Annotated in this window: 15 protein-coding genes and 2 pseudogenes; 15 read left to right on the forward strand and 2 right to left on the reverse strand. The window is 44.6% G+C overall.

Annotation, left to right across the window (positions count from 1 at the left end; all coding sequences use genetic code 11):
- Nucleotides 1-33 precede the first annotated feature (33 nt).
- The 5 genes from NSB03_RS03780 to NSB03_RS03800 all read left to right on the forward strand — a co-directional run bounded on the left by NSB03_RS03780 (nt 34) and on the right by NSB03_RS03800 (nt 6499).
- Entirely contained in the window at nt 34-1266 is a 1233-nt protein-coding gene (locus NSB03_RS03780) for an LL-diaminopimelate aminotransferase (protein ID WP_024986896.1), read from the forward strand.
- Between the two features lie 184 nt (nt 1267-1450).
- Complete coding sequence (locus tag NSB03_RS03785) at nt 1451-2212, forward strand: hypothetical protein (protein WP_024986897.1); 762 nt, start codon at nt 1451-1453, stop codon at nt 2210-2212.
- Between the two features lie 147 nt (nt 2213-2359).
- On the forward strand, nt 2360-2716 hold the full coding sequence (locus NSB03_RS03790) for a P-II family nitrogen regulator (RefSeq protein ID WP_004303701.1): 357 nt from the start codon (nt 2360-2362) through the stop codon (nt 2714-2716).
- Nucleotides 2717-2818: 102 nt separating this feature from the next.
- Complete coding sequence (locus NSB03_RS03795; RefSeq protein WP_024986898.1) at nt 2819-4255, forward strand: ammonium transporter; 1437 nt, start codon at nt 2819-2821, stop codon at nt 4253-4255.
- A gap of 54 nt (nt 4256-4309) precedes the next feature.
- Nucleotides 4310-6499, forward strand: a complete 2190-nt coding sequence (locus NSB03_RS03800) for a glutamine synthetase III family protein (RefSeq protein ID WP_024986899.1) — start codon at nt 4310-4312, stop codon at nt 6497-6499.
- A 118-nt stretch (nt 6500-6617) separates the two neighbouring features.
- Here NSB03_RS03800 and NSB03_RS03805 read toward each other — a convergent pair whose 3' ends face one another.
- Both NSB03_RS03805 and NSB03_RS03810 read right to left on the reverse strand, forming a co-directional pair.
- Nucleotides 6618-7196 (reverse strand): HdeD family acid-resistance protein, encoded by a 579-nt coding sequence (locus NSB03_RS03805; RefSeq protein ID WP_024986900.1) that lies wholly within the window; start codon nt 7194-7196, stop codon nt 6618-6620.
- Nucleotides 7197-7451: 255 nt separating this feature from the next.
- On the reverse strand, nt 7452-7592 hold the full coding sequence (locus NSB03_RS03810) for a hypothetical protein (RefSeq protein WP_159102124.1): 141 nt from the start codon (nt 7590-7592) through the stop codon (nt 7452-7454).
- Between the two features lie 347 nt (nt 7593-7939).
- Here NSB03_RS03810 and trpB point away from each other — a divergent pair, with 347 nt between their 5' ends.
- The 10 genes and pseudogenes from trpB to NSB03_RS20740 all read left to right on the forward strand — a co-directional run.
- On the forward strand, nt 7940-9127 hold the full coding sequence (gene trpB, locus NSB03_RS03815) for a tryptophan synthase subunit beta (protein WP_024986901.1): 1188 nt from the start codon (nt 7940-7942) through the stop codon (nt 9125-9127).
- Nucleotides 9128-9175: 48 nt separating this feature from the next.
- Nucleotides 9176-10582 (forward strand): anthranilate synthase component I family protein, encoded by a 1407-nt coding sequence (locus NSB03_RS03820; protein WP_024986902.1) that lies wholly within the window; start codon nt 9176-9178, stop codon nt 10580-10582.
- A 64-nt stretch (nt 10583-10646) separates the two neighbouring features.
- Nucleotides 10647-11213: an anthranilate synthase component II gene (locus tag NSB03_RS03825; RefSeq protein WP_024986903.1), complete on the forward strand. Its 567-nt coding sequence runs from the start codon at nt 10647-10649 to the stop codon at nt 11211-11213.
- 4 nt (nt 11214-11217) lie between these two features.
- Complete coding sequence (gene trpD / locus NSB03_RS03830; protein ID WP_024986904.1) at nt 11218-12213, forward strand: anthranilate phosphoribosyltransferase; 996 nt, start codon at nt 11218-11220, stop codon at nt 12211-12213.
- Between the two features lie 2 nt (nt 12214-12215).
- Entirely contained in the window at nt 12216-12998 is a 783-nt protein-coding gene (gene trpC, locus NSB03_RS03835) for an indole-3-glycerol phosphate synthase TrpC (protein ID WP_024986905.1), read from the forward strand.
- Between the two features lie 26 nt (nt 12999-13024).
- Nucleotides 13025-13648: a phosphoribosylanthranilate isomerase gene (locus NSB03_RS03840; RefSeq protein WP_024986906.1), complete on the forward strand. Its 624-nt coding sequence runs from the start codon at nt 13025-13027 to the stop codon at nt 13646-13648.
- 19 nt (nt 13649-13667) lie between these two features.
- The gene (gene trpA, locus NSB03_RS03845) at nt 13668-14441 is read left to right on the forward strand and encodes a tryptophan synthase subunit alpha (RefSeq protein ID WP_024986907.1); all 774 of its coding nucleotides are present in this window, start codon (nt 13668-13670) and stop codon (nt 14439-14441) included.
- 239 nt (nt 14442-14680) lie between these two features.
- Nucleotides 14681-15721: an asparaginase gene (locus NSB03_RS03850; protein ID WP_024986908.1), complete on the forward strand. Its 1041-nt coding sequence runs from the start codon at nt 14681-14683 to the stop codon at nt 15719-15721.
- 146 nt (nt 15722-15867) lie between these two features.
- Nucleotides 15868-16007 (forward strand): annotated as a pseudogene (locus NSB03_RS20735) (LruC domain-containing protein); the annotation flags it as partial.
- Nucleotides 16008-16060: 53 nt separating this feature from the next.
- Nucleotides 16061-16162, forward strand: a pseudogene (locus NSB03_RS20740) (acyltransferase); the annotation flags it as partial.
- Nucleotides 16163-16701 lie beyond the last annotated feature (539 nt).

Below are 16701 nucleotides of genomic sequence, written 5' to 3' on the forward strand. Positions count from 1 at the left end.
TGAATACGGATAGAAACTTAAAACAATAACAACATGGCATTAGTAAACGAACATTTTTTGAAATTACCGGGAAGTTACTTGTTCTCGGATATAGCGAAAAAGGTAAATACTTTCAGGATAACGCATCCCAAACAGGAAATCATCCGGCTAGGTATCGGTGATGTAACTCAGCCACTTCCCAAAGCCTGTACCGAAGCAATGCATAAAGCGGTAGAAGAACTGGCCAGTAAGGACACATTCCGCGGATATGGTCCTGAACAGGGATATGATTTTTTGATTGAAGCAATTATAAAGAATGACTTCGCCTCACGCGGGATTCACTTTTCCGCTTCTGAGATATTTGTCAGCGACGGAGCCAAAAGCGATACCGGGAACATAGGTGATATTCTTCGCCATGACAATAGCGTAGGCGTTACAGACCCTATCTATCCGGTATATATTGACAGTAACGTCATGTGCGGACGTGCCGGAGTACTGGAAGAGGAAACGGGTAAATGGAGCAATGTCACATATATGCCCTGCACGAGTGAAAACAACTTCATTCCTGAAATTCCGGACAAACGGATAGATATTGTTTATCTCTGCTATCCGAACAATCCGACCGGGACAACACTGACCAAACCGGAACTGAAGAAATGGGTGGACTATGCTTTGGCAAACGACACGTTAATCCTGTTTGATGCCGCATACGAAGCATATATCCAAGACGAAAACATCCCCCACTCTATCTACGAAATTAAAGGGGCGAAGAAGTGTGCCATTGAATTCCGCAGCTTCTCAAAGACAGCAGGATTCACCGGAGTACGTTGCGGATATACGGTAGTACCGAAAGAGCTTACTGCCGCAACGTTGGAAGGCGACCGCATCCCGCTCAACAGACTATGGAACCGCCGGCAGTGTACCAAGTTCAACGGCACTTCCTACATTACCCAACGGGCAGCGGAAGCTGTTTACAGTGCGGAGGGCAAGGCACAGATTAAAGAAACGATCAACTATTATATGACCAACGCAAAAATCATGAAGGAAGGACTGGAAGCTACCGGATTGAAAGTTTATGGCGGAGTGAATGCTCCCTATTTATGGGTGAAAACCCCGAATGGCCTATCCTCATGGCGATTCTTTGAACAGATGTTGTATGAAGCCAATGTTGTCGGTACTCCCGGTGTGGGCTTCGGGCCGAGTGGTGAAGGATATATCCGCCTGACCGCTTTCGGCGAACGCAACGACTGTATCGAAGCTATGAGAAGAATAAAAAACTGGCTCTGATTGAATGAATAATGGATAGCGGGGAATGGAAAGTTCAACATACCCCCATTAACGGACATCATCATTCCCGCATTATCAGTTATCCATTGTTAGTTATCTATAAAAAGAACGATAGTATTTCGCGCGCTACTATATATATGGACCGTACATCCACATTTTTCTAACTTTTAAAGGTAAAAAGACGATGAAAACGACGATTAACAAAAACAAGGGGGTAATAACAGTAGCATTATTACTGTCAGGACTTGTCCCATCCGCAACGATGGCACAAGATAAAGTAGAAGCTTCCGTAGGAGTTGACCTGGTAAGCGGTTACATCTGGCGTGGGCAGGATTTAGGCGGAGTCAGCATCCAGCCTTCACTGGGAATTGCTTACAAAGGTTTCACACTCGGAGCATGGGGTTCTGTAGGATTCGAATCGGCAGACACGAAAGAGTTTGATTTGACCTTCGGTTACTCGATTGGTGGTTTTAGCGTTTCGGTAACAGATTATTGGTTTAATAGCCAAGTAGCGACAGGTGTGGACGATGACGGAGAAACGGTTTATTCAACCAACAAGTATTTTAAATATGGATCCCATTCTACGGCTCATGTGTTTGAGGCACAAGTGGGATATGATTTCGGTCTGCTGTCCGTCAACTGGTACACGAACTTTGCTGGTGCCGACGGTGTGAAAGAAAATGGCAAAAGAGCTTATTCTTCCTATCTCGCACTCAGCGCACCGTTCAGATTGGGTGGTCTTGACTGGACAGTAGATTTGGGCATGGTACCCTGGGAGACGACTTTCTATAATGGCTATACAAGTGGGTTCTGTGTTTCCGATGTCAGCCTCGGAGCTTCCAAGGACATCAAGATTACCGATTCCTTCTCCGTCCCGGCATTCGCCAAGGTATCAGTCAATCCACGCACGGAAGGAGCTTATTTCACATTCGGACTAAATTTTTAAGAGAGGAAGTTTAGAATATCAAGAGAGTGTATAGGGCCAAGGTAGTTAGAGTTTAGATTTTATCGGTTTGTTGTATGGTAACCTGCCATGGCTGCCACTACCCTATACCTCTTTCTTTTACTGGTCAACACTAATAATTTAAGGTATATGAAAAAGATTGAAGCTATTATCCGTAAAACCAAATTCGAGGACGTGAAAGACGCCCTTCTCGAAGCGGACATCGAATGGTTCTCTTACTATGACGTAAGGGGTATTGGAAAAGCGCGCCAGGGACGTATCTATCGTGGCGTAGTCTATGACACCAGCACCATCGAACGAATACTTATCTCTATTGTCGTACGCGACAAGAATACAGAGAAAACGGTACAAGCCATCATCAAGGCTGCACAAACCGGAGAAATCGGCGACGGACGTATCTTCGTCATCCCCATCGAAGACGCCATCCGCATCCGTACTGCCGAGCGCGGCGACATAGCCCTCTATAACGCCGAACAAGAACGCTAGCGGCAGCGGCAAGGTGCCGTTCCCAGGTTGCCTTGCGGTTTATAACGTTTATAAAGAGGTTTACAACATCACTAATAATAGGTATAAAATAAGATAATTATTATGGATACAAAATATAAAGGCCATGGCTTCATAAAGCTGTGGATAGCCACTACTATGTTCATGTTATGCTGTTTTGCTACAGGTACACTAGCACAGGATACAGTTATTGCCGATACAGCAACAGTTACAGAGACAATAACTGAACTTTCAGCACTCCCGGCCGAATCTACGGCAGAAGCCCCGGATACTATCGGCGACCTGGCTTTAGGATTAAATACGGTTTGGATGCTACTTGCAGCTATGCTCGTGTTCTTCATGCAGCCGGGATTTGCTTTGGTAGAGGCCGGTTTCACTAGAGTGAAGAATACCGCCAACATTTTAATGAAGAACTTCGTAGACTTCATGTTCGGTTCTTTGCTTTACTGGTTCATCGGTTTCGGACTGATGTTCGGCGCAGGCGGATTCATCGGGATGCCACACTTCTTCGACCTGTCTTTCATGGATAACGGGCTGCCCAAAGAAGGATTCCTTGTTTTCCAAACCGTATTCTGCGCCACTGCCGCTACCATCGTATCAGGAGCAATGGCAGAACGTACGAAATTCTCCATGTATTTGATTTATACAATCTTCATCAGTGTACTGATTTACCCGATTTCCGGTCATTGGACTTGGGGCGGCGGTTGGCTGATGAACAGTGAAGCAGATTCTTTTATGATGAATCTTTTCGGAACAACCTTCCATGATTTCGCCGGTTCCACTGTTGTTCACTCGGTAGGTGGATGGATTGCTTTGGTAGGTGCCGCCATTCTCGGCCCGCGTATTGGGAAATATGGAAAAGACGGAAAGTCCAGAGCTATTCCGGGCCATAACCTGACTATTGCCGCATTGGGTGTATTTATCCTTTGGTTCGGATGGTTCGGATTCAACCCCGGTTCCCAGTTGGCAGCAAGTAGTGAAGCAGATGCAAACGCCATATCACATGTATTCCTGACAACCAATCTTGCAGCTTGTGCCGGTGGTTTCTTCGCCTTGGCAATCAGTTGGACGAAGTACGGAAAACCCTCTTTGTCATTGACACTGAATGGTGTATTGGCAGGTTTGGTAGGTATCACCGCGGGATGCGATGTCGTATCTCCTGCAGGAGCCGCATTGACAGGTGCCATCTGTGGCGTTGTGATGATATTCTCGGTAGACTTTATTGATAAAATCCTGAAAATCGACGACCCGGTAGGTGCTTCTTCCGTGCATGGTGTTTGCGGTTTCTTAGGAACCATTCTTACAGGTTTGTTTTCTACCAGCGAAGGGCTGTTCTATGGATACGGTTTCGGATTCCTCGGAGCACAAATCTTCGGAGCACTTGTAGTCGGAGTTTGGGCGGCAGGCATGGGATTCATCATCTTCAAGGCTCTTGAAAAAATTCACGGTCTGCGCGTTCCGGCACGTATCGAGGAAGAAGGACTCGATATTTACGAACACGGAGAATCCGCTTACAACTAACAGAGAAAGATTATTTGCTCTCACATATTTAACAACAAATCAAAATTAGATATTATGTCAAAACTAAGATTCAGAGTAGTAGAAACTGCTTTCAAGAAGAAAGCGGTTGAGGTGGCAACTCCTGCCGAACGCCCGTCGGAGTATTTCGCCAAGTACGTATTCAACAAGGAAAAGATGTTTAAGTACCTTCCCAGCAAGGTATATAATGCATTGATTGACGCTATTGACAATGGCGCTCCGCTAGACCGCAGCATTGCCGACGAAGTGGCTGCCGGCATGAAGAAATGGGCTACCGAAATGGGAGTTACCCATTACACCCACTGGTTTGCACCGCTGACCGAAGGTACGGCAGAAAAGCACGATGCTTTCGTAGAACATGACGGCAAAGGCGGCATGATGGAAGAATTCACGGGCAAACTGCTTGTACAGCAGGAGCCGGATGCTTCCTCTTTCCCGAACGGTGGTATCCGCAATACGTTCGAAGCCCGCGGATACAGTGCCTGGGACCCTTCATCTCCTGCATTTATCGTAGACGACACTCTTTGTATCCCGACCGTATTTATCGCATATACCGGCGAAGCTCTCGACTACAAAGCTCCGTTATTGAAAGCACTTCGTGCCGTGGATAAGGCAGCCGTAGACGTTTGTCACTATTTCAACCCGGAAGTGAAGAAGGTAGTTGCCTACTTGGGCTGGGAACAGGAATATTTCTTAGTGGACGAAGGTTTATACGCCGCACGCCCGGACTTGTTAATGACAGGCCGTACATTAATGGGACACGACAGCGCCAAGAACCAGCAGTTGGAAGACCATTATTTCGGTGCTATCCCTACCCGCGTAGCAGCATTTATGAAAGACCTCGAAATTGAAGCCCTGAAACTGGGTATCCCTGTAAAGACCCGTCACAACGAGGTTGCACCCAACCAGTTTGAGCTGGCTCCAATCTTCGAAGAATGCAACTTAGCCAATGACCATAACTTATTGATTATGTCGTTGATGCGCAAAGTAAGCCGCCGTCATGGTTTCCGTGTACTTCTTCATGAAAAACCGTTCAAAGGCGTCAATGGTTCCGGCAAGCACAATAACTGGTCACTGGGGACTGACACAGGTATCTTATTGATGGGACCGGGCAAGACTCCTGAAGACAACCTGCGTTTCGTTACGTTCGTTGTAAATACATTGATGGCGGTTTATCATCATAACGGATTACTGAAAGCATCTATCTCCAGTGCCACCAACGCCCACCGTCTGGGAGCGAATGAAGCGCCGCCGGCAATCATCTCCTCTTTCCTGGGCAAACAGTTGTCTCAGGTATTGGACCATATAGAAAACAGTACAAAGGATGACTTAATCAGCCTCAGCGGCAAACAGGGCATGAAGCTGGATATTCCGCAGATACCCGAATTGCTGATTGACAATACCGACCGTAACCGCACCTCTCCTTTCGCCTTCACCGGCAACCGTTTCGAGTTCCGTGCCGTAGGTTCCGAAGCAAACTGCGCTTCCGCCATGATTGCATTGAACTCTGCCGTAGCTCATCAGTTGACAAAATTCAAGAAAGATGTAGACGCCTTGATTGATAAAGGAGAACCGAAGATATCCGCCATCCTTGAGATTATCCGCGGATACATCAAAGAGTGCAAAGCCATTCACTTTGACGGCAACGGTTACAGTGACGAGTGGAAAGAAGAAGCTGCCCGCCGCGGTCTGGATTGTGAAACGAGTGTTCCTGTCATCTTCGACAACTATCTGAAACCGGAAACGATTGCCATGTTCGAAGCTACCGGCGTAATGACAAAGAAAGAACTGGAAGCCCGCAACGAAGTGAAATGGGAAACTTACACGAAGAAAATCCAGATTGAAGCCCGTGTATTGGGTGACCTGGCAATGAACCATATCATCCCGGTAGCAACCCAGTATCAAACAGATTTGATTAACAACGTCTATAAGATGCAATCCCTGTTTCCGGCAGAAAAGGCAGCCAAACTATCTGCCAAGAACCTGGAACTTATCGAAGAGATTGCCGACCGTACAGCCTTCATCAAGGAGCATGTAGACGCAATGGTGGAAGCCCGTAAAGTGGCGAACAAGATTGAAAGCGAACGTGAGAAAGCCATTGCCTACCATGACACAATCACTCCGGCACTGGAAGAAATCCGTTACCACATCGACAAGTTGGAACTCATTGTCGACAATCAAATGTGGACGCTTCCGAAATACAGGGAACTATTATTCGTAAGATAGAAAAAGAAAATGCCCGATGAAGTCTTTCTCATCGGGCATGGAATAGAGATTATCTATTTCTTTTGTTGGTTGTTTTAAGTTTGCAGTAGAGGGGTGCCGTGAGGCAGTCCTCTACTTTTCATTCGATAATCTTCGCATCCTCAATATCGGCATCGTTATGTGACATCGGAGTCTGCGGACGGCGGTGCACAAACTTGAACCAGTTTATCAACTCAGAAAGCGAATAAACCAAACTACTGATACCGATAATAATAAAAGCAGTATTACGTGCTCCTGTCGGATTGAACAAAGCAACGATACCCGCAATAAGAATCAGGGAAGGAATCAGATAAAATGCTCCCGCAACAGGCATCCAGCGACGAGCGGCAGACAGAGAAGCAATCTGTTGCACACCACCCATAATCAGAATAAACCCTAACAGGAACATCAGAACATCCGCAAAAAACTCAGGCATCATAATCAGCCAAAATCCGAATAATAAACTGCCGATTCCTTCTATCGGAAAACGGGGTGCGGGCTCACCTTCCGTTCTTTTCCGTCCGAAATAGCCGAAAAGGCTGATAACACCGGGAATCAAAAAAGCGACTCCTACTGTGATAACAATATAACCGGCAGCCGCATTCGGCCAAATCACCAAGACCAAACCTATCACGAGTGCAAAGAGAATACGAATAAGGGAATAATTCATTGTTTTCATAAATTCTATATTTTTTAACCAAGTCTGTTCCGATACTTTTGCGAATATAAGTGTTTCTACTGATATATAAAAATAACAAATGAACATTGTAATAAGTTCGTAATATAATCGTTATAGCGATTACATCTCACTTAGATATTTTTGTAGAAAATTAATCCGTATCCCATTACGGCTGGGAGAAGACGCTTTTTTTTTGGGGGAGGGGGGCAGGATTCCGATACGGGAAATTATCGTGAAATAACCAAATCTTCAGAATCAGGTAATAAATTGCTGCGCAACGGAAGGAACCATAGCCGACAGCCAAGGTTTCATATCTTCTGCTACCAATAACCAATAAAGCAATAATATAACGAAAATGACAATAGCAATGCCTACTAAGACTTTTCTCTGTTTCATACTTGTCTTTGTTTAAAAATTCAATATTTACAAGAACAGCTCAGTTCTGAAATTGTTCTATAATCAGAAAAATGAAGGCAAAAGAGAAAAAAAGTAATATTTTGTTTGCTGTTTCAAACAAAGTGTCTATATTTGTCTCCATAAAATAACAAAAGACAATGAGAAGAATGTTAGTAAATACATATTGGTGGTGGCGCCCGTTACAACTCCGACAGTCGTAAGGGAGCAGTGCTCGTATGTATATACCTCATTAAAGATATAACAGATTTGAAAGAGCCCTGTCGCAACTTGCGACAGGGCTCTTTTCATTTACAAAATCAAATAATAACATAAAAACAGATAGGATTATGAAAAGTTTTTTAGTTGACCAGGATGGCTATTACGGAGAATTCGGCGGTGCTTACGTACCGGAAATCCTCCACAAATGTGTTGAGGAATTAACTAGTAAGTACCTCGAAGTAATTGAAAGTAAAGAATTTAAGAAGGAATTCGACCAGTTGCTACGTGACTACGTAGGACGTCCTTCCCCACTCTATCCAGCCCAACGCCTTTCTGAAAAATACGGTTGCAAATTGTATCTGAAGCGGGAAGACCTGAATCATACAGGTGCTCACAAAATCAACAATACCATCGGACAAATCTTACTGGCACGCCGCATGGGAAAGAAGCGCATCATCGCCGAAACCGGAGCCGGACAACATGGAGTAGCAACAGCTACCGTCTGTGCATTGATGAATATGGAATGTATCGTTTATATGGGAAAAACGGACGTAGAACGCCAGCACATCAATGTAGAGAAAATGAAAATGTTGGGAGCCACCGTTATCCCCGTTACTTCCGGCAACATGACGCTGAAAGACGCAACCAACGAAGCGATCCGCGACTGGTGCTGTCATCCTGCCGACACTTATTATATCATCGGCTCTACCGTAGGTCCTCATCCCTACCCTGACATGGTGGCACGCCTGCAATCTGTCATCAGTGAAGAAATCAAAAAGCAACTGCAAGAAAAAGAAGGACGTGATTATCCGGATTATCTGATAGCCTGCGTGGGAGGAGGAAGCAATGCTGCCGGAACGATTTATCATTATATCAACGACGAACGGGTAGGCATTATCCTGGCAGAAGCGGGAGGTAAAGGAATAGAAACCGGAATGACCGCCGCTACCATCCAACTCGGCAAAATGGGCATTATCCACGGAGCACGTACCTACGTCATCCAAAACGAAGACGGACAGATAGAGGAACCATACTCCATTTCCGCCGGACTGGATTATCCAGGCATTGGTCCGATACACGCTAACCTTGCCGCCCAAAGCCGTGCCAATGTGTTGGCCATCAACGATGACGAAGCCATAGAAGCTGCCTACGAACTGACGAAGCTGGAAGGAATTATCCCCGCACTGGAATCGGCACACGCACTAGGCGCTTTGAAGAAACTGAAGTTTAAACCGGAAGATGTGGTTGTACTCACTGTTTCGGGACGAGGTGACAAAGACATCGAGACTTATTTATCTTTCAACGAAGAGCAATAGGAGAACCAGCCAAATCATGTTTATAACTCGCAATTAACAAAAGCAGAAATGAAAACATTTAATTATACTACCCATAGCAAACAGGTGCTCGGAGATATGCATACCCCCGTCAGCATCTACCTGAAAGTGCGCGACATGTATCCACAATCTGCATTAATGGAAAGTTCCGATTATCATGCGGGAGAAAACTCTTTATCATTTATAGCCCTTTGCCCGCTGGCAAATATCGGCATAAACAGCGGCATTGTTACAGCCAGTTATCCGGACGGCAGCCGTGCTGAGGAGCCGTTGGCTAAGACATTCACCGTAGAAAAAGCCATGAACCGCTTTATCAGCCGATTCCAGGTGACCGGAGAATATAAGAATGTATGCGGGCTCTATGGATATACCACATTCAATGCCGTGAAGTATTTCGAGCATATTCCGGTAAAAGAAAGCCATGACGAACAGAATGACGCACCGGATTTGCTATACATATTATATAAGTATGTCATTGTCTTCAACCACTTCAAGAATGAACTGACATTAGTCGAGATGTCGGCTGAGGGAGAAGAGAGCGGTCTGCCGGAACTGGAAGCAGCCATCGAAAACAGGAATTATGCTTCTTACAATTTCTCGGTGACTGGCCCCGTCACCAGTCCTATCACGGACGAAGAACATAAAGCGAATGTCTGTAAAGGAATTGCCCACTGTATGCGTGGAGATGTTTTTCAAATCGTACTCTCCAGAAGATTTATCCAACCTTATGCCGGAGATGATTTCAAAGTTTACCGGGCACTACGCAGCATTAATCCTTCTCCTTATCTTTTCTATTTCGACTTCGGCGGATACCGCATTTTCGGCTCTTCACCGGAGACGCACTGCAAGATTGAAGACGGACATGCGTATATCGACCCGATTGCGGGAACTACCCGCCGCAGCGGAGACATCGTGAAAGACCGTGAGCTGGCTGAAGCATTGCTTGCCGACCCCAAAGAGAATGCCGAACACGTAATGCTGGTAGACCTCGCAAGAAATGACCTTTCCCGCAATTGCCATGACGTACGGGTGGTATTCTACAAAGAGCCGCAATATTATAGTCATGTCATCCATCTGGTAAGCCGTGTCAGTGGTGTGTTAAATGAAGGAGCGGATAAGATAAAGACATTTATCGACACTTTCCCCGCCGGCACATTAAGCGGCGCACCGAAAGTACGCGCCATGCAGCTAATCAGTGAAATCGAGCCCCACAACCGCGGAGCGTATGGCGGTTGCATCGGTTTTATCGGATTGAACGGTGAATTAAACCAAGCCATCACCATCCGTACGTTTGTAAGCCGCAACAATGAATTATGGTTCCAGGCGGGGGGCGGTATCGTGGCACACAGTCAGGAAGAACACGAATTGCAAGAGGTGAATAATAAGCTGGGAGCGTTGAAAAAAGCAATTGATTTGGCTGTAAAATTAAAGAACTAGGCGGGAAACAAAAACAACAATTGAGAAACAATTGAAACAACAATTTTACAAAGACAATAAAGAAATGAAAATATTACTTTTAGATAACTATGACTCTTTCACCTATAACTTGCTGCACGCAGTGAAAGAATTGGGGGCTACGGATATAGAAGTAGTCCGTAATGACCAGATAGAACTTGATGATGTAGAACGGTTCGATAAAATCATCCTGTCTCCCGGACCGGGTATCCCCGAAGAAGCGGGATTGCTATTACCCATTATAAAAAAGTATGCTCCTACCAAAAGTATTCTGGGTGTCTGTTTAGGACATCAAGCTATCGGTGAGGCTTTCGGAGCACGTTTGGAAAATCTGAAAGAAGTATATCACGGAGTGCAGACTCCGGTCAGTATCCTTAGTCACGATATACTCTTTGAGGGATTGGGAAAGGAAATTCCCGTCGGACGATACCACTCCTGGGTAGTAAGCCGGGACGGTTTTCCCGACTGCCTCGAAATAACGGCAGAAAGCAAGGAAGGACAAATCATGGCATTGCGCCATAAAACTTATGATGTACATGGCATTCAGTTCCATCCCGAATCCGTATTAACTCCGCAAGGAAAAGAAATTATCAGAAACTTCTTAAACGATTAAAGTTATGAAACAGATTCTATACCAACTTTTCGAGCATCAATATCTGGGACGAGATGAGGCGCGTACTATTTTGCAAAACATCGCACAAGGAAAATACAATGATGTACAGGTGGCATCGCTAATCACTGTCTTCCTGATGCGCAACATTTCCGTTGAGGAATTATGCGGTTTCCGCGATGCATTGCTTGAGATGCGTGTTCCGGTAGATTTGAGCGAGTTCGCCCCGATAGATATTGTAGGAACCGGCGGTGACGGGAAAAATACGTTCAACATTTCTACGGCTTCCTGCTTTACCGTTGCCGGAGCAGGTTTTCCGGTAATAAAACACGGTAATTATGGGGCAACATCAGTCAGTGGCGCCAGCAATGTGATGGAACAGCATGGTGTGAAGTTCACCAGTGATGTCAATCAACTCCGTCGTAGCATGGAACAATGCAATATCGCCTATCTGCATGCCCCCTTATTCAATCCGGCCTTGAAAGCGGTCGCTCCGGTTCGCAAAGGACTTGCCGTACGTACTTTCTTCAATATGCTCGGTCCGTTGGTGAATCCGGCATTGCCGGCTTATCAGCTTTTAGGAGTTTATAATCTCCCGCTACTGCGTCTCTATACCTATACTTATCAGGAAAGTAAGACGAAATTTGCGGTCGTTCATAGTTTGGACGGATATGATGAAATCTCCCTGACTAATGAATTTAAAGTGGCAACCAGTGCCAACGAAAAGATTTATACTCCCGAAAGCCTCGGATTCTCCCGTTATAAAGATACCGATTTGGACGGCGGACAAACACCGGAAGATGCCGCTAAAATCTTTGATAATATCATGAATAACACAGCGAGCGAAGCCCAGAAGAATGTAGTGGTTGTCAACTCTGCTTTTGCCATTCATGTAGTTTGTCCGGAGAAAACAATTGAAGAATGCATCGCCCTGGCTAAAGAATCGCTGGAAAGCGGACGGGCATTGGCTACTTTGAAGAAATTCATTGAATTAAACAATTAAATATGAAAGATATATTATCCAAAATTATAGCCAACAAACGATTTGAAGTCGATCTGCAAAAGCAGGCTATTTCTATCGAACAGTTACAAGAAGGCATCAGCGAAGCTCCGGCTATCCGTTCCATGAAACAAGCACTGGCTTCTTCAATGTCAGGTGTGATAGCCGAGTTCAAACGGCGTTCACCATCCAAAGGATGGATAAAGCAGGGAGCACTTCCGGAAGAGGTTGTCCCATCCTATGTGAAAGCAGGCGCTTCCGCCCTCTCTATTCTCACTGACGAGAAGTTTTTCGGCGGGAGCCTGAAAGATATTCGCACTGCACGTCCTTTGACAGAGATTCCTATTCTCAGAAAGGATTTCATCATTGACGAATACCAGCTTTACCAAGCAAAAATCGTCGGCGCGGATGCTGTGCTCCTTATCGCGGCAGCACTAGAACCGGAAAAATGCAATGAACTCACAGAGAAAGCCCATTCTTTGGGTTTGGAAGTTTTGCTGGAGATTCACAGTGCTGACGAATTGGACTATATTAATAAGGAAACAGATATGATAGGAATCAACAACCGCCATTTAGGGACTTTCTTCACCGATGTAGAAAACTCTTTCCGATTGGCAGGGCAACTTCCCCAGGACGCTGTATTGGTATCCGAAAGCGGCATCTCCAGTCCTGAAACCGTCAAGCGTCTTCGGGCAGCCGGATTCCGAGGCTTCCTGATTGGTGAAACATTTATGAAAACCGAGCAACCGGGAGAAACTTTACAGTATTTCCTACAAGCAATACAATAAACTAAATATTCAAAACGGACAGCCCTATGATCAACGGAAAAATTATCAAAGTATGCGGTATGTGTGAAGCTGAAAACATACGGGACGTAGAATCTCTTGAAGGGATTGATATGCTGGGATTTATCTTTTACCCCAAATCTCCCCGATATGTCTACGAGCTTCCGGCTTATCTCCCTATCCATACCCGACGTGTCGGAGTCTTTGTGAATGAAGACAAACAGGTAGTCAGCATGTTTGCGGATCGCTTCGGACTGGACTATGTGCAACTACACGGGAATGAATCTCCGGAATACTGCCGGTCACTGCACACTGCGGGATTGAAAATCATCAAAGCCTTTTCAGTAGCCCGTCCCAAGGATTTAACCAAAGTATATGAATATGAAAAGGTATGCAAGCTGTTCCTGTTCGATACCAAATGCGAGCAATATGGCGGTTCGGGCAACCGGTTCGACTGGAACATCCTACATACATATAACGGACATGTGCCTTTTCTGCTAAGCGGTGGCATCAACCCTTACAGTGCCAATGCGCTGAAAGAATTCAAGCACCCCCGCCTTGCCGGATACGACCTCAACAGCCGTTTTGAATTTACACCGGGAAAGAAAGATCCGGAACGCATCCAGACCTTCCTGAATGAATTAAAATCATAATTTTAAGATTCCAATAATCATGAATAGAATTAATCAACTTTTCAATAGCAATAAGAAAGATATATTATCCGTTTATTTCTGTGCCGGCGATCCTACGTTAGACGGTACTGCCAATGTAATCCGTACACTCGAAAAGCACGGAGTCAGTATGATTGAAATCGGGCTCCCCTTCAGCGATCCGATGGCAGACGGCATCGTCATTCAGAATGCGGCTACCCGGGCGTTGCGCAACGGCATGTCCCTGAAACTTCTTTTTGAACAATTGCGCGACATTCGCAAAGATGTGAGTATACCACTTGTATTTATGGGATACTTGAATCCAATCATGCAGTTCGGATTTGAGAACTTCTGCCGTCAATGCGTGGAATGTGGTATTGACGGAGTTATCATCCCCGATCTTCCTTTCCGTGATTATCAGGAACAATACCGTATCATCGCCGAACGCTACAACATCAAAGTCGTCATGCTTATCACACCGGAAACCAGCGAAGAACGGGTACGTGAAATTGACGGACATACAGACGGTTTCATCTATATGGTTTCGTCTGCAGCAACCACCGGGGCACAGCAGGACTTCGACGAACAGAAACGGTCTTACTTCAAGAAGATAGAAGATATGCATCTGGATAATCCGCTGATGGTAGGATTCGGAATCTCTAACAAAGCGACTTTTCAAGCAGCTTGCGAACATGCTTCGGGAGCAATTATAGGCAGCAAATTTGTCACTTTACTTGAAGAAGAAAAAGAACCGGAAAAAGCCATCCTCAAATTGAAGGAAGCACTGAAAAAATAAAGATAGCGGCAGTAAGTAGCTAAAGTAACCAGGCTGGAAGTCATCCTATAGCCCCGGGAACTTGAACTACTTACTTTTAAAGATGCAAGAACTCTTTCTTTTAAATTGTCGGTTATTCCCGTATAAATATTCAGATTTACAACATTTTTGCACAAACTGCAAACAAATTCATCATTTACTATTCATAATTTGTAATTAATCGGTATCTTTGTCAGCGTTTTAACAGAAATTCAATGATTATGAAAGTAGATACTCCTTCTGTTTTGCTAATTTACACGGGTGGAACTATCGGAATGATAGAAAATCCTGAAACGGGTGCTTTAGAGAACTTCAATTTCGACCATCTGCTCAAGCATGTTCCTGAGCTGAAAAGATTCAATTACCGCATCTCTTCCTATCAATTCGAGCCACCTCTCGACTCTTCGGATATGGAGCCTGCTTATTGGGCAAAACTGGTAAAGATTATCAATTATAATTACGAGCATTTTGATGGCTTCGTCATTCTTCACGGGACAGATACCATGGCTTACACTGCTTCCGCTTTAAGCTTTATGCTCGAAAACCTGAGCAAACCTGTTATCCTCACCGGTTCGCAGCTTCCTATCGGAACTTTACGGACGGATGGAAAAGAAAATCTGATTACCGCTATTGAAATCGCCGCCGCCAAGAACCCGGATGGAACAGCTATTGTTCCTGAAGTATGTATATTCTTCGAGAATCACTTGATGCGCGGCAACCGCACCACAAAAATCAACGCGGAAAACTTCAACGCATTCCGATCTTTCAACTACCCGCCGTTGGCGCGCGTAGGTATTCATATCAAATACGAACCTAACCTTATCCGTAAACCTGACCCTAGCAAACCGCTAAAACCACATTATCTGTTTGATACGAATGTGGTCATACTGACGCTTTTTCCCGGCATTCAGGAGAGCATCGTGACCTCGCTCCTGCATGTTCCCGGACTGAAGGCAGTGGTCATGAAGACCTTCGGTTCAGGAAACGCACCGCAAAAAGAATGGTTTATCCGCCAATTAAAGGAAGCTACCGAACGAGGGATTATCATAGTCAACATCACCCAATGTGCTTCGGGAGCCGTGGAAATGGGACGCTACGAGACGGGGATGCATCTTCTGGAAGCCGGAGTTATCAGTGGATACGACAGCACTCCCGAATGTGCTATTACCAAATTAATGTTTTTACTAGGACATGGATTATCCAATCAGGATATCCGGTACAAAATGAACTCCTGTCTAATAGGAGAAATCACCAAACTCTGATAAGATACAAATATATTCATTATAATCCCTTATTTCTTCGACTTACAGATTCCTGTAGAAGAGAAGATTAAGGGATTTCTCATTTCATTTGCACAGAGTTTCAACCAATCTCGAAAGAACTGATATAGAACCAAACCGGAAGTGTGTATTTATTTGAAGACTAATGGCCGATATACGGAGATTATGATATGAATGACGTCGTTCTCCTGATTATCAAAGAAAGATTTCCATCAACAAAGATAACAAGACACAAGAATTCAAACTAAGCCTTGACTTGTCTGCCGCCTGAGCTACCAAGAATATCGGAGTTGCCATAGGACTCAATCACAATTATCAAGCTCCATATGTGCGGGATGCCCTGCTAAAATCATCAAGACATACAATTTTGAAACAAAAGAATGGAGAAAAGTAGAAAAAGCCTCTATCAGTAACTATAAATAATGAGAATAACTGCGTAATATACCTCATATAGGTGATTGTGGCACATACTGAAACACACTATCTTTGCAGTATCAGAATTGAATTAATTAGTCATAATTTTATTACGTAGCCACATTTAAGTAAAATGAAATAGAGTCCTGCCGAAGCGATTTCGTCGGGATTTTGTTTTTAAGAGCCTGTTTAAATTTTCCTGAGATTATGTTAGATAGGCTTTACCGACCTGTTTTTATTCGTCACATAGTCTCCGTCATGCTCCTCACAACAACAGAAAATATACTCGAAAGCAACTCTCAAAACTGTGTCGGGCAAAACTCGGAGCAGGATCTTAATAACCCACTTTTCATTCATTAATAGAAAAGTTCTCTTTCATTAATTGTAAACTTCTTATTATCAGCATGTAAACTTATTTTTCGTTAACCGTAATCTATAAACGCAAGCTTCGTTTATAAAAACAAAGGCTTTGATTATAAAAACGAAGCTTGCAATTATATAATCAAAGCTTGCGTTTATAGTTTGCATCGAATGAAAAGAAAGTTTCC

It is taken from the genome of Bacteroides acidifaciens (assembly GCF_024623065.1).
GTDB lineage: Bacteria > Bacteroidota > Bacteroidia > Bacteroidales > Bacteroidaceae > Bacteroides > Bacteroides acidifaciens.